This is a genomic window from Mesorhizobium sp. M0898 (genome assembly GCF_040319695.1).
In the GTDB taxonomy this organism is placed as follows: domain Bacteria; phylum Pseudomonadota; class Alphaproteobacteria; order Rhizobiales; family Rhizobiaceae; genus Mesorhizobium.
Genome location: NZ_JAMYOE010000015.1, coordinates 1 through 14,436, shown reverse-complemented (window position 1 = coordinate 14,436; position 14,436 = coordinate 1). Strand labels below are relative to the sequence as shown.

14 protein-coding genes and 1 pseudogene are annotated in these 14,436 nt (G+C 62.4%); 10 read left to right on the top strand and 5 right to left on the bottom strand.

The genetic code is table 11. The annotated features are described in order from the left end of the window. Positions 1-89 precede the first annotated feature (89 nt). Positions 90-1,937 (bottom strand): 3D-(3,5/4)-trihydroxycyclohexane-1,2-dione acylhydrolase (decyclizing), encoded by a 1,848-nt coding sequence (gene iolD / locus NKH90_RS17295; RefSeq protein WP_352820158.1) that lies wholly within the window; start codon positions 1,935-1,937, stop codon positions 90-92. Between the two features lie 107 nt (positions 1,938-2,044). Between iolD and iolG the strand changes: the two genes are divergently transcribed. The 10 genes and pseudogenes from iolG to NKH90_RS17245 form a co-directional block, all read left to right on the top strand. After that, positions 2,045-3,052, top strand: a complete 1,008-nt coding sequence (gene iolG / locus NKH90_RS17290) for an inositol 2-dehydrogenase (RefSeq protein ID WP_352820157.1) — start codon at positions 2,045-2,047, stop codon at positions 3,050-3,052. Between the two features lie 3 nt (positions 3,053-3,055). Next, a complete protein-coding gene (locus NKH90_RS17285) occupies positions 3,056-4,492 on the top strand; it encodes an NAD-dependent succinate-semialdehyde dehydrogenase (protein ID WP_352541470.1) in 1,437 nt (478 codons plus the stop codon). A gap of 10 nt (positions 4,493-4,502) precedes the next feature. Continuing rightward, entirely contained in the window at positions 4,503-5,318 is an 816-nt protein-coding gene (locus NKH90_RS17280; RefSeq protein WP_352541469.1) for an HpcH/HpaI aldolase family protein, read from the top strand. After that, positions 5,318-6,283: a hydroxyacid dehydrogenase gene (locus tag NKH90_RS17275; RefSeq protein WP_352820156.1), complete on the top strand. Its 966-nt coding sequence runs from the start codon at positions 5,318-5,320 to the stop codon at positions 6,281-6,283. The genes NKH90_RS17280 and NKH90_RS17275 overlap by 1 nt, the downstream gene beginning before the upstream one ends. After that, on the top strand, positions 6,273-7,397 hold the full coding sequence (locus NKH90_RS17270) for a Gfo/Idh/MocA family protein (RefSeq protein ID WP_352541467.1): 1,125 nt from the start codon (positions 6,273-6,275) through the stop codon (positions 7,395-7,397). Before NKH90_RS17275 ends, NKH90_RS17270 begins: the two co-directional genes overlap by 11 nt. 137 nt (positions 7,398-7,534) lie before the next feature. Beyond that, positions 7,535-8,275: an ATP-binding cassette domain-containing protein gene (locus NKH90_RS17265; protein WP_352686825.1), complete on the top strand. Its 741-nt coding sequence runs from the start codon at positions 7,535-7,537 to the stop codon at positions 8,273-8,275. Continuing rightward, on the top strand, positions 8,268-9,368 hold the full coding sequence (locus NKH90_RS17260) for an ABC transporter permease (protein ID WP_156937342.1): 1,101 nt from the start codon (positions 8,268-8,270) through the stop codon (positions 9,366-9,368). The genes NKH90_RS17265 and NKH90_RS17260 overlap by 8 nt, the downstream gene beginning before the upstream one ends. Before the next feature lie 58 nt (positions 9,369-9,426). Further along, a complete protein-coding gene (locus NKH90_RS17255) occupies positions 9,427-10,431 on the top strand; it encodes a substrate-binding domain-containing protein (RefSeq protein WP_352541465.1) in 1,005 nt (334 codons plus the stop codon). A gap of 210 nt (positions 10,432-10,641) precedes the next feature. Then, positions 10,642-11,691, top strand: a complete 1,050-nt coding sequence (locus tag NKH90_RS17250) for a Gfo/Idh/MocA family protein (RefSeq protein ID WP_352541464.1) — start codon at positions 10,642-10,644, stop codon at positions 11,689-11,691. A 312-nt stretch (positions 11,692-12,003) separates the two neighbouring features. Then, positions 12,004-12,491, top strand: a pseudogene (locus NKH90_RS17245) (IS66 family transposase); the annotation flags it as partial. Between the two features lie 386 nt (positions 12,492-12,877). On the opposite strand, the gene NKH90_RS17240 reads toward NKH90_RS17245, so the two are convergent. The 4 genes from NKH90_RS17240 to NKH90_RS17225 all read right to left on the bottom strand — a co-directional run. Then, positions 12,878-13,060: a hypothetical protein gene (locus NKH90_RS17240; RefSeq protein WP_352541463.1), complete on the bottom strand. Its 183-nt coding sequence runs from the start codon at positions 13,058-13,060 to the stop codon at positions 12,878-12,880. 77 nt (positions 13,061-13,137) lie between these two features. Further along, on the bottom strand, positions 13,138-13,332 hold the full coding sequence (locus NKH90_RS17235) for a hypothetical protein (protein WP_352820154.1): 195 nt from the start codon (positions 13,330-13,332) through the stop codon (positions 13,138-13,140). A 147-nt stretch (positions 13,333-13,479) separates the two neighbouring features. Then, entirely contained in the window at positions 13,480-13,665 is a 186-nt protein-coding gene (locus tag NKH90_RS17230; RefSeq protein ID WP_352820153.1) for a hypothetical protein, read from the bottom strand. A gap of 280 nt (positions 13,666-13,945) precedes the next feature. Beyond that, positions 13,946-14,436: TCP-1/cpn60 chaperonin family protein (locus tag NKH90_RS17225; protein ID WP_352820152.1), on the bottom strand; the 491-nt coding region annotated here is incomplete at its 5' end.

The following is a 14,436-nucleotide window of genomic DNA, read 5'->3' as shown; positions in this document are numbered from 1 at the left end:
TGCCTGCGCAGCGACAAAAAACTGCCGGAACAATGCTCAGGGAGTTTTGCATCGTTCCGGCAGGGGACGCCCCCGCGCGCCCGAACGGTTCAGACACCCACGCGCTGCTTCTTGCGACCTTCGGTTTGCGCGGCATGCGCGTCGCAGACCTGCTGGCGCCCGCTGATCTCGGGCACGCCGACGTCCCACCATGCATCCCCGGGCGTCCAGCTGAAGGCGTCGGAGACGATGGCAATGACGGTGGTTCGGTCGGTGGTCTTCGCCCATTCGATCGCTTGGCCGAGATCGGCAAGGCTTTCGACACGCCGCGCCAGCGCGCCCATGGCTTCCGCGTGCTTGGCGAAGTCGACCGAGAACGGCTCCTTGACCCGGCAGTCCTTGATAAGGTTATTGAAGGAGGCGCCGCCCTTGGCGTTCTGCAGCCGATTGATCACCGCATAGCCGCCATTGTCGCATACCACGAGAATCATCTTGTGGCCGGCGAGCACCGACGAATAGATGTCGGAGTTCATCATCATGTAGGTGCCGTCGCCGATCATGACGATCGGCGTGCGGGTAGGGTCGGCCATGGCCGCGCCCCAGCCGGCAGAGATTTCATAACCCATGCAGGAGAAGCCGAACTCGCAGTCGAAAGTGTTGGGTTCCTTCACCCGCCAGTTCTTCATCACCTCGCCGGGCAGTCCGCCGGCCGCGGTGATCAGCAGGTCACGCTCGCCCGCCTTGGCGTTCACCACGCCTACGACCTGCGCATAGGTCGGGACCGGCTCGTTGGTCGGCTTCTGGAAGCCGTCAAGCATCGTGTTCCACTTGGCGAACTCGATGCGACCCTTGTCTGTCCAGGCCCTCTCCGCTTTCCAGTCGCCGAGGGCACCTTCGAGTTCGCTCACCGTCTCCAGCGCGTCGCCGACGACGGCGAGCGCCCGGTGCTTGGTGGCATCCCAGCGTGCGGCATTGATCGAGACGAACTTTGCGTCGGCCGAGAAGGCGCTCCAGGATCCGGTGGTGAAGTCCATGAGCCGTGTGCCGACGGCGATGATCACGTCGGCTTCCGCCGCCAGCGCGTTGGCGGAGGTTGAGCCGACGATGCCGATCGGTCCGACATGCGCGGGGTGGTCGTGCGTAACCGTGCCTTTGCCGGCAATCGTCTCCGCGAGCGGGATCCCATGCCTTTTGGCGAAATCGCCAAGAACCTTCTCGGCACCCGAATAACGCACGCCACCACCCGAGATGATCAGCGGCCGCTTTGCGCCTTTGAGGAGGCGGGTCGCTTCGGCGAGCCGGCTGCGATCGGGCCGGGGGCGCGGCACCTCATTCACCGTCTGTTCGAAGAAGGCTTCGGGATAATCCCAGGCGATCTCCTGCACATCCTGCGGCAAAGCGATGAAGGCAGGCCCGCAATCGGCCGGATCAAGCAGCACCGCAACCGCCTGCGGCAACGACGAGATGATCTGCTCGGGATGGACGATGCGGTCCCAGTAGCGCGTGACCGCCTTAAAGGCGTCATTGACGTTGATGGTTGGGTCGCCGAAGTGCTCGACCTGCTGCATGACCGGATCGGGCCGGCGACTGACGAAGGTGTCGCCTGAGAGCATCAGCACCGGCAGCCGGTTCGAATGGGCGACACCCGCCGCCGTCACCATGTTCAGCGCACCCGGACCGATCGAGGTCGCCGCAACCATGATCTGGCGCCGGCGCTTCGCCTTTGCAAAGCCGATCGCTGCAAGCGCCATCGACTGCTCATTCTGGCCGCGCCAGGTCGGCAGCACGTGCTTCACCGCCTCGAGTGCTTCAGAAAGGCACGTCACGTTGCCGTGCCCGAAGATGGCGAAGACTCCCGGAAAAAGCGGAACTTTCTCGCCGTCGACGACCGTGAACTGGTTGCACAGATAGCGCACGAGCGCCTGTGCCATGGTCAGACGGACGGTGGCCCTGGTCATCTTTGTCTCCTCCCTAACGACGGTCTTTCCAAATCTATACGGAATGCCCATTGACAAATCAATATGTTTGCAACGATCATTGCAAAAATTCAAACCGGGAGGATTTCTTGCTCAGGATTGCTGTGCTCGGCTGTGGTCGGATAGGTAGGATGCATGCGGCAAACATCACCGCGCATCCCCGTGCGGAACTGGCCACCGTCTATGACATCGACGAATCGTCCGCGGAGGCTGTCGCGGCGCGGCACGGCGTTCGCGCTTCGGGATCCGCCGACGAGGTATTTGCCTCGGCAGATGTAGATGCGGTCCTTGTCGCGACGGTGACTGACACGCATGCCGACTACATCGAAAAGGCGGTGGCCGCTGGCAAACCCGTGCTCTGCGAGAAGCCGATCGATCTTAGTCTGGAAAGGGTGAACCGTTGCGCCGAAGCAATTTTGTCCAAGGGCGTGCCGGTCCAGATCGGCTTCAACCGACGTTTCGACCCCGGTCATCGTGCGGCGTGGAACGCCGTACGATCCGGCGAGATCGGCGACCTGCACCAGGTCATCATCACCTCGCGTGATCCTGGCATGCCGCCCCGTTCCTACTACGAGGTCGCGGGCGGGCTTTTTCGCGACATGACGATCCACGATTTCGACCTCGCCCGCTTCATGCTGGGAGAGGAGCCGGAGGAGGTGTTCGCCATAGGAGGCCGGCTGATCGACCCGGCGATGATGGAGGAACTAAACGACTACGACAGCGTCATGGTCGTGATGCGAACCAAAAGCGGCAAGCAGTGCCACATCAACAATTCCCGCACCTCAACCTATGGATACGACCAGCGCGTCGAGCTTCTGGGCAGCACCGGCATGGTGATCAGCGGCAACCGGAAGCCTCATGAGTTGCGCCGTTACTCGGCCGCGCGGGCCGAAGCCACCACGCCCTACCTCGACTTTTTCATCGAGCGATACCGCGAAGCGTTCGATGCCGAGATCGACGCCTTCGTTACCTGCGTCGAGAAGGCCGAGCGGCCGCTGGTCGGTTTCGAGGACGGGCGCCGCGCTCTGGTCTTGGCCGAAGCGGCGATGAAATCGGCGGTCGAAGGCCGCTCCGTGAAGGTCAGCGAGATCGGATAAGCCATGTACGCGAAATACGGATTGTTTATCGATGGTCGTTGGCGACCGGCGTTCGGAAATGCCACCTCCACGGTCCTGAGCCCGGTCACAGAAGAGTCACTTGGGAATGCGCCATCTGCCGCCTTCGTCGATACCGAGGAGGCTCTGGAAAGTGCGGTCCGCGGCTTCGCCGCCTGGAAAGTCAAAAGCGCCTTCGAGCGGGCTGACGCGCTTCACGCCATCGCCGACGAGATGATCCGCCGCAAGGACGAAGCGACGCGGATGATCTCGACCGAGACCGGCAAGCCAATCGCCCAGTCTGAGCGGGAATGGGGACTCTCGATCGACCAGTTCCGCTGGTATGCCGAAGAGGCGCGGCGCATCTATGGTCGAGTCATCGAAAGCCGCGTACCGGGCGGCCGGTTTGAGGTCCTGCGCGAACCGGTCGGGGTTGCGGCAGCGTTCACGGCCTGGAATTTTCCGGCTGCTCTGGTTGCCCGCAAGGTGGCGCCGGCGCTAGCTGCCGGCTGTTCGACTATCATCCGTCCGTCGAGCCAGACTCCCGGCGTGGCGATGGTGATGGTCGACTGCATGCGCGCCGGCAGGCTTCCTGCCGGCACGGTGAACCTCGTCATCGGCCTGACGGACACGACTTATGCGCCCATCATGGCTTCGCCTGCTGTCCGCAAGGTATCGCTGACCGGCTCCACTCGAGTCGGCCAGCAAATGATCCGCGATGCCGCCGACACCGTGAAGAAGGTGTCAATGGAGCTTGGCGGCAACGCGCCGCTGATCGTCTTCGACGATGCAGATCTAGACACTGCGCTCAACCTGTCGGTGCCAACCAAATACGCTAATGCCGGGCAGGTCTGCGTGACGCCTGATCGCTTCTTCGTCCACGAAAGCCTCCACGACTCTTTCGTCGAAGGCTTCGTCGAACGCGCAAGAGCATTGAAGCTGGGCGACGGCCTCGACCCCTCGGTTCAGATGGGACCGCTAATCAGCGACCGCCGGCTTGCGGAGATCGAAGCCATCGTCGACGACGCGGTGGGGGCCGGAGCAAAAGTAGCGACCGGAGCTGGTCGCGCCGCCTCGTTCAATGCGGGCCATTTCTATGAGCCCACCGCTCTCAGTGACGTTACCGACAACATGACGGTCTTTGCCCAAGAGAACTTCGGACCCATCGCGGCGATCGCCAGATTCAGCTCCGACGACGAGGTGCTCGCGCGAGCAAATGCTTCGCCGGTGGGGCTTTCGGCCTATGCGTTCACCCGCAGTCCAGACAGGGCCAGGCGAGTTGTCGCGGAGCTCAAGGCGGGCATGGTGGGCATCAACAGCTTCGCTCTTGCCGCGTCCGAGGCTCCGTTCGGCGGCACGAAATATTCCGGAATGGGTCGCGAAGGCGGCAGCGAAGGTATCGGTGACTACCTCGACACCAAGCTTGCGCAGATCGTGTTCTGAGGAGGCCGCCTTGATCAAGAACGAGCTCAAGCAGATCTGGGCCGAAGGGCGGCCCACGATCAATGGCTGGCTTTCGATCGGCAATCCATTCACCGCCGAGATCATGGCCGCGCAGGGCTATGACAGCGTGAGCATCGATGTCCAGCACGGCGCGCTCGACTATTCGATGCTGCTTCCGATGTTCCAGGCGATGCGTGCATCCAGGGTGGTGCCCATGGCGCGCGTGCCGTGGCTGGAGCCGGGCATCATCATGAAGGTGCTGGATGCCGGCGCCTATGGCGTGATCTGTCCCATGATCAACACGCCGGAACAGGCGGCTCAGCTCGTCAGCTACCTGCGCTATCCGCCGGCCGGCCAGCGCAGTTTTGGGCCGACGCGTGCCAACTTCTCGGCGGGTGCCAACTACGCGGCCGAGGCCAATGACGAGATCCTGGCTTTCGCCATGGTCGAGACCGCCGAGGCAATGCGCAATCTCGATGCGATCGCCGCAACGCCAGGGCTCGACGGCATCTATGTCGGTCCCGCAGACCTGACCTTCAGCCTGCACCAGGGGCGTCTCGCGCCGTCCTTCGATCGCGAGGAGCCTGACATGATCGCCGCTCTGCGGACGATCGTTACGGCCTGCAAGAGGAACGGCAAACGCGCCGCGCTCCATTGCGGCACGGCCGACTACGCCGCACGTGCCGTCGAATGGGGTTTCGAGATGACAACCATCTCGGGTGACTCCCGACTGCTTGCCTCCGCCGCGCAGGCAAGTGTCGCTCGCTTCCGCGAATTGACGGGTGCGAAAGCCGTCCCGGCCGAAGCCGGCAAGGGAGGCTATTGATGCCCCACGTCCTGGTCGCCGGAAAGCTTCATCCGAGCGGCATCGAACTTCTCGATGGGTCGCCCGGCGTCACCTACGACTATGTCGAAGATGTCTCCGAGCCAAGCTATGCACCTCTGATCGGCAAGGCCGATGGTCTCGTCATCCGCACCCAGCCCTTGTCGGCTCCGACCGTCGCACGCGCCGAGAGACTGAAGATCGTCTCGCGCCATGGCGTCGGCTACGACGCCGTGGATCTGCCTTCTCTCAACGAACGTGGTATCGCGCTGGCGATAGTCGGCGACGTGAATTCGGTGTCGGTGGCCGAGCACGCTATGATGCTGTTGCTGGCGGCAACCAAGCGGCTCATCCGCGCGGATCGTTCGGTCCGCGACAACGAATGGGGTTGGCGCAACCGGCTGGAGCCAAACGAACTCGCGGGCAAGCGACTGCTGATCCTCGGGTTCGGCCGGATCGGCCGCCACTTGGCGCGCATGGCGGCGACATTCGGCATGAACGTGCGCGCATATGATCCATTCCTTGCAAGGCAAGGCTGGCCGGAGGGGCCGGTCGCGTCGGTGAGCGACTTGCAAACGGGACTCGCCTGGGCCGATGCGATCTCCGTCAACGTACCCAAGGCCGAGCGCCCGGTGATCGGGCCAATGGAACTCTCGGCGATGAAGCCGACTGCCGTACTCATCAACACTGCGCGGGGCGGCGTGGTCGACGAGGCGGCGCTGATCGCGGCGCTGCGAGAGGGGCGCATCGCCGCAGCCGGTATCGACGTCTTCGACGATGAACCGCCTGCCGCGAACCATCCGCTCTTCGGCTTCGACCAAGTGATTCTGACGCCGCATCTAGCCGGGCTCACCGCCGAATGCGGAGAACGCATGGCGATCTCGTCCGTGCGGAACGTGCTCGATTTTTTCGCCGGGCGGATTGACTCGGCGCTGGTGGTAAACGGAGCCGCGTTGAATGGCCGGTGAAAAACCTCAACTCAGAATCGGCCTGATCGGCACCGGCTTCATGGGCAAGACCCATGTGTTCGGCTTTGCTGCCGCACAACGTGTCTTCGATCTTCCCTACGAACTGGTGCTCCACACGGTTGCGGACAGAACCGATGACCTCGCCGCGCAGGCGGCGCAGGCCTTGGGGTTCGCGCGGGCGAGCGGGGACTGGAGGCGTCTGGTCGAGGACTCGGAGATCGATATGATCGATATCACGGCGCCGAACGCCTTCCACAAGGAGATGGCGCTCGCCGCCATTGCCGCCGGCAAGCACGTCTATTGCGAGAAGCCGCTGGCGCCCGTTGCGGCGGATGCCCGACGGATGGCCGAGGCGGCGGAAGCGGCCGGCGTCAGGACGCAGGTCGGGTTCAATTATCTCTGCAACCCGCTGCTCGCGCTGGCGCGGCAGATGATCCGCGCGGGCGAGTTGGGCGAGATCCGCAGCTATCGCGGCATTCACGCCGAGGATTACATGGCGGATGCGGAAAGCCCATTTACCTTCCGGCACGATCCTGTCGGCGGTGGCGCATTGGTGGATCTGGGCAGCCATGCTCTGGCCACGGCGGAGTTTCTGCTTGGCTCGGTGGAACGGGTCCTCGGCGATTCCGTCACCGTCATAGCGAGCCGTCAGGATGGCCGAGGCGGGCGCCGGACCATCGAGGTCGACGACATCGGTCGCGCATTTCTGCGTTTTGCCAATGGTGCATCCGGCAGCATCGAAGCGAGCTGGGTCGCCACCGGCCGCAAGATGCAGCACGATTTCGAGGTCTATGGCACCAAGGGGGCGCTCGTCTTCAGCCAGGAGCGCTTCAACGAGCTGCATTTCTACAGCACGGCCGATCCCGGCGGCCGGCGTGGCTTTCGGCGCATCGAGGCCGGTCCGGATCACGATCCCTATGGATTCTTCTGCGTCGCACCAGGCCATCAGCTCGGCTTCAACGATCTGAAGGCTATCGAGATTGCGCGGTTCGTCGATGCGATCGCCGGGAAGCGAGACGAGTCTTTCGGCTTCCGGGCCGGCCAACGCATCCAGGAACTCGTGGAGGCAATTCAGGGCTCGGCCCGGGAGAGCAAGTGGCTGCGAACAGACTGATGCGAGGGAGAGTTGGTCGCCGCCCCGCATGCGTCTGAAATAAACGTTGCATGTTTGTACATTTTGCAATATAGATTGCAGCCGGAGAGAGGTACGTCGGCTGAGTGCTCAAGTCGACGTCGCACAGGGAGGAGAATGTGTCTGTGCTGGACGTACGAAGCGTCTCGAAAAGCTTTGGTGCTATCCGCGCCTTGTCAGATGTTAGCTTCGCGGTTGCTGCCGGCGAGGTGGTTGGCCTGATGGGCGACAACGGTGCCGGGAAATCGACCATGGTGAAGCTGATTGCGGGGAACTTCCCACCCTCCGACGGCGAAATCGCGGTGGACGGCAAGGTCTGCCATTTCCACAAGCCGATCGAGGCACGGGGCGAAGGGATCGAGGTCGTCTATCAAGATCTGGCCTTGGCCGACAATCTGACGGCCGCCCAAAATGTCTTTCTCGGCCGCGAGATGAAGAAGGGGTTTTGGCCGCTCCGCGTGCTCGACAAGCAGACGATGATCAACCGCTCGGCAAAACTGTTCGCGGAGCTGAAGTCGGAGACGCGGCCGCGCGATCTGGTCAAAAAAATGTCAGGCGGCCAGCGGCAGGCGGTCGCCATTGCCCGCACCCGGCTATCCAACTCCAAGCTCGTGCTGATGGATGAGCCGACCGCGGCGATTTCCGTCCGCCAGGTAGCCGAGGTGCTGGAGCTGATCCGGCGGCTCAAATCGCAAAATGTGTCGGTAATGCTGATCAGCCACCGCATGCCCGATGTGTTCGCGGTCTGCGACCGCATCATCGTGCTGAGACGCGGCTCGAAAGTGGCCGACAAGGCGACGGAGAAGACATCGCCGGAGGAGATCACCGGCCTAATTACGGGAGCAATCCGTGATGCATAGCCAGAGCGACATGCTGAAGGAAGGCCATGCGTCCATCGGTGATGTGGTCGGCATAATAGAGCAGAGCGTTTTCCAGAAGATGATCGCCAGCCAGGCCTTCTGGGTCGCGATCGCGCTTTTCGTGTTGGTGGTCTTCATGACGTGGCTGGAGCCCAGCTTCGGCACGGTCGACAACGTTACCAACACCACCCGCAATTTTGCACCTATCGCCATCATGGGGCTGGGCATGACGGTGGTGCTGATCACCGGCGGCATCGATCTGTCGGTCGGCTCGGTGATGGGGCTGGTCGCGATCGTCGCCGGCCTGCTGCTCACTTGGCACCAGCCTTGGTATGTGGCGTTTGGCGCGGGTCTGCTCGCAGGCATCGCCTGCGGAGCCTTTAACGGTTTCTTCGTGGCCTATATCGGCATGCCGTCCTTCGTGGTGACGCTAGGCATGCTGTCGATCGCGCGCTCGCTGGCGGTCGTGCTGTCCGGCAACCAGATGCTTTACCAGTTCGGACCCGATGCGCCGATCGTCAAGGCCATCGGCCAGGCCAAATGGCCGAGGCACACGCCTGACGGCTGGGTGCCTCATTGGATCCCGGAACTGTCCTCGCAGTTCTGGGTGATGGTGATCCTCGCGCTCATCGTCGGCTCCGTCTTCATTTTCACCGCCTGGGCGCGCCACCTCTTCGCGATCGGCGGCAACGAGAACGCCTCGCGGATGACCGGCGTCCCCGTCGACTGGATCAAATTCCAGGCCTATGTCTTCTGCGCATTTACCGCATCGATCGCGTCCCTGCTGCTGCTCGGCTACAGCGGCTCGGCCATCAACGCGATGGGAACCGGCTACGAGTTGAGGGTGATCGCCGGCACCGTCATCGGGGGGGCCAGCCTGATGGGCGGCTACGGAACCGCGTTTGGCGCTGTGATCGGTTCGGCCTTCCTCGAGGTCATCCGCAACGCGCTGCTGATGGCCGGGATCGATTCGAACTGGCAGGGCGCCTTTGTCGGGGCCTTCATCATTCTTGCCGTGCTTCTCGGCATGCAGACCTCGGGCAAGTCGCTGCGGGCGACGCTGGAGGGTATGTTTACCTGGAAGCGCAAATAGAATCCGGCGGCCGCAAGCCGTCGGGGATAGTGGACGTCAAAACAAAGTGGAGGAACAGGTGAAAAAATACATTCTGACGGCGGCCGTGGCGTTTTCCGCGCTGATGGCAGGGCAGGCCTATGCCCAGCAGAAATACGTCTTCGCCCTTGTGCCGAAGAACATGAACAATCCTTTCTTCGACCAGGCTCGTGACGGCTGCAAGAAGGCCGAAGCCGAATCCAGCGGCGCGATCGAATGCATGTATATCGGCCCCGGCGAGCATGGCGGCGGCGAGGAGCAGGTGCAGATCGTGCAGGACCTGGTGGCCAAGAAGGTCGACGGCATCGCCGTCGCCCCGTCGAACGCCGCGGCAATGGCCGTCGCGCTTCAGGCCGCCAGGGAAGCGGGCATTCCCGTGCTTACCTGGGACTCGGATGTGCTACCGGAGAACAAGGACCTGCGTGTCGCCTATATCGGCACGCACAATTACGAAATTGGCGTCAACCTCGCCAAGATCGTGCAGACCATCAAGCCGAAAGGCGGCACCATCTGTATCCAGTCGGGCGGAGCTGCCGCGGCCAACCACAATGAGCGCATGAAGGGTATACGCGATACGCTGGCCGGCAAGGAGTCGGCTGCCTCGCCAGGTGATGCCCTGACCGGCCAGAACGGCTGGACGGAAGCACCGGGCTGCCCTCTCTATACCAACGACGACTTCCCTCTGTCGGTTCAGCAGTTCCAGGACTTCATGGCGAAGACGCCAAACCTCGACGCCTTCGTGCCGACAGGCGGCTTTCCGCAATTCATACCGGATGCCAATCGCGCTGCGGTCGAGCCGTACAAGGATAAGATCGCCAAGAAGGAGCTGGCTCTGGTCGTCGCCGACACGCTGCCGGTGCAGATGGACCAGATGAAGGAAGGCCTGTCGCTCGGCCAGGTCGGACAGCGGCCGTTCGAAATGGGCTACAAGACCATGCTGGCGCTGAAGGACATCAAGGACGGCAAGCCCGCGCCGGCCGACCCGACCTACACCGGTCTCGACGTCTGCACCCCCGAAACCGCCGACACCTGCATCGGAAAGTAGGCGGGGGGCGCAACTCTGCGGCGGGCGAGGGATGACTCTTGCCCGCCTTTGCCCCTGAGAGGCGACAACAGACCCATCGAGCGACTGGCTCAAATCGACCGCTGCCGTCAGGCCTCAGAGACGCTCCGCTGGCCACGGCGTGACCATTTTTAGACGAGTGCCGGGAGTGATCCCATTCGGGAGGAGCAATTGAGAAAGATACGATATGCCGTGGTGGGCGCGGGCTGGATCACACAGGAAGCCTTTATGCCCGGTGTGTCCCAGACCGGAAACTCGACAATCACGGCGATCGTCAGCGGCTCGGCCAAAAACGCCGCTAAGCTCGCCGAATTCTACGGCGTGGAACACGTCTTCAGCTATGAGCAGTACGACCAGATGCTCGCATCGGACGTCGCCGATGCAGTTTACGTGGCATTGCCGAACTCCATGCATGCCGACTATGCGATCCGAGCCCTGAGAGCCGGCAAGCACGCGCTCGTTGAGAAGCCGCTGGCCACGACCGAGGCGGAATGCGAGGCGATGATCGCCGCCGCCAATGAGAGCGGAGCGTACCTGATGACGGCGTATCGGCTGCACAACGAGCCCGGCACTGTCGAGGTGCTGGAGCGCATCCGCAGCGGTGAGATCGGCGATCCCCGCATCTTTGCCGCGGTCTTCTCCTTCGTAGCGTCGTCCGACAATCACCGCCTCAAGGCCGCCTATTGGGGCGGTCCCTTGCAGGACATCGGCGTCTATTGCCTGAATGCCGCGCGCCATATCTTTGCCACTGAGCCGATCGAGGCAGTCGCGGTAAGGAGTTTCGGCAGCGCCTCAGTCGGGGAGGTAGAGGAAAGCATTGCCGTGACGTTGCGCTTCCCCGAGGGCCGGCTTGCACAGTTCATTGCCAGCTTCGGCGCGGACAATTCGGATTTTTACCACGTGGCCGGAACGAAGGGGAGCGTAACAGCCGACCCTGGCTTCCGTTTCGAGACTGCCGTGCAAATGAAGCTTCGGCATGGCGACATCAGAACCGAAACGACGTTCCCGCAGACAGACCATTTCGCCGGACAGACCGCGTATTTCTCCGACTGCATCCTGAATGCACAACCGCCTGAAGCCGACGGTGGAGAAGGATTTGCCGACGTGCGCGCCCTGCTTGCCATTGAGCGCGCCGCCAGCACCGGTCAGCCTCAGAAGATAGACACGCCGGCACGGCAGGTTCATCCTACTGCGGATATGATCCGCATCTTGCCTACAACGGACCAGCGGCTGCTTCTCTGACGCGCTTTCGCCCGCGGAGCCGGCCAGGATTCATTGCGAGAAGCGTCTCACGAAACGGCATCGCGTACCGCGTTGTACCGTGCAACCGTTCATGCGGAGGCAGTCACGATCTTGTTTCCGAACGTGCTCGACGGGCTGCGCTGGGTGAAATTCATCCAGGCGGCCGCCGACTCGCACGAGGCCGGAAAAGCCCGGACAACCGGCTGGCTTGACTGAACGCATTGGAATAATACGGAGGTCAACTTGAGTATACGCGTTGGAATTATCGGCGTAGGGGTAATGGGTGCGGATCACGCGCGGATGCTCGCATCACCTCAAGCCCGGCTTGCCGCCCGACGGGAGCATTCCGCGCCCATCATCGCTGCCCTGAAACCATGGTTCGAAAAGCAGCTATCGATGATCTCCTCCGGCTCTGGCCTAGCCGAAGACATCCGGCATGGGCTCGGCCACTGGCAAGGCCTGACCCGCTTCCTGGACGATGGCCGCCTGGAACTCGACACCAACCCGGTCGAAAACGCGATCAGGCCAGTATGCCTGACCAGAAAAAAATGCCCTGTTTGCAGGTCACGAAGTCGGGGCCGAAAATTGGGCGCTGCTCGCCTCCATCGCCACCTGCAGGCTAAACGACGTCAACCCGGTCGCCTACCTCGCCGAAACCCTCGACGCCATCATCAAACGGCCATCCGCAGACCCAGATCGAGGAACTCATGCCCTGGCGATTCCGAAAAACGTCAAGCCCAAATCCACAGGCGATCCGCGAGGCGCTCACCCTAAGCTTTATCATTGACGGTCTGACTTGACGTCTGGCCCGAGGGCGGCGTTCGCTACTATTCCGAAACTTAAGGTTTCGCCCTACCGCGTAGTTGGGGTCGGCTGTCTTAAGAGGGCCGCTGCCCAAGGTGCCTACTTCTTAACGCATTGGCGGACTGGTGCGGCCGAGCAAACTTCGCCCACGCCGCAGTCCAGGTCGCGTGAACAAGGTTCCGGCATTTGCGGTGGCTCCAGCGTGACGAAGGGCGTCCTCGGCTCTTCCCCCGGTCTCGCCGTTCTCGGGAGGAAGGCGCCGGGATCACCGAGCGACTTCACATATCGATAGAATGACCGAATGTCGCTCTCCGGCATGACGCGAACGTTGTACCAAGGCATCGGGTGATGTCCGGGTTTTGCCCAAAGGGACATAGGGGCATCAAATCAGGCGGTTGCTTTCCGCAATTTGACGCGCCCGCCGCACCGTGCCGTCGGTGTCGGCGGACTTTCGTCTTGTTGCTTCGTCGCTTCTGATCGTCAGCCGCTTCGACAGGATTTTTCCAGTTTCGACGATTGGCTTGACCGGTATGGCCGGAGCGTCCGGAGTTTTCATGTACCTCATGCTTATTATCCTTTTAGGCAAAAATGAAAGAGAGCGCGGAGCGGCTGTCCGCCCCGGCACCTTGCACGGCGATAAAATTACGGTCGCACGATCCAGGCCAGCAACGCCGGATTAAAATCGGAGTTGCCGGTATAGTCGCGGATCAAAAGCGCGGCGTATGCCTGCCACTGATCCTCGGGGATCTGCTTTTCAATGACCGATGTTCTGAACGCGTCACGCAGGATACTGCAGTCAAAAGTCGAAATCACATCGGCCGATTGATCGTTGTCCATAATGCGGCTCCCATCGAGGGGGCGGGAGTACGATGGACGCTCTCAAGCGCCGGTGCCCATTGTTCTGTGGCCGGCGACAACGGACTGTACGCCCCGCACAGGTGCTTAGCGAATCATTCCGGCGAATTTGCTCGCCGGTGTGCTAGCTCAGCGGCCGGCCTGTTCCCGCCGCTTGGCGTCTTCATCGTTCAGCCGGCCGACCATGTCGTCCGCTTCGCCGGCATTGATGCCGAGCATGATCTTGTGATCGGACTCGGCGGGCTGGCCGGTGAAAACGTCGAAAACGGTCCAGCTGTCCGGGCGGTCCATGCGAAGCGCGTAGCGGTTTGCCATAGTCGCGTCCTATTCATTTTTGCCGGCACCAATTTGTGTCGATCGGTTCAGGCCTGCACAATGACAAAGACTGCCGCCAGGCCAACGACTGTCCACAGCACCACGCACACCTTCAAAGCCAGGCCCCCGTGCCGTGAGATGCCCTCCCGCATGCGGGGTACCCCGTTCTTCATTCTCCTGCCCGGCGTGGCCGCAACGCCGACCGGCGGCTTGACCCCAAGTCTGCCGAATACCGGAAGCAGCGTCGGCTCACGCACGGGCTTCTCCGGACGCCAAGGTCTCAGTATCCCATGCTGCCGCCGCCACCGCCGCCGCCACCACCAACTGCCGGTGCGGCATCCCGAGCCGGAATGTCGGTGATCATCGCTTCGGCGGTGATCAGAAGGGCGGCGATCGAGCCGGCGTCCTGCAGCGCGGTGCGCACCACCTTCGCCGGGTCGACGATGCCGGCCTTGATCATGTCGACATAGACCTCGTTCTGGGCATCGAAGCCCTGATTGTGATCCTTGCCCTCGGCGAGCTTGCCGACGACGATCGAACCTTCGACGCCGGAATTCTCGGCGATCTGCCGGATTGGCGCTTCAAGGGCCCTGAGCACGATCGAGATGCCTGCCGTCACATCGGCATTGGCTCCGGTCAGCCCCTTCAGCACAGCCTTGGCGCGCAGCAACGCGACGCCGCCGCCGGGAACGATGCCTTCTTCAACGGCCGCGCGCGTGGCGTTCAGCGCATCGTCGATGCGGTCCTTCTTTTCCTTGACCTCGGATTCGG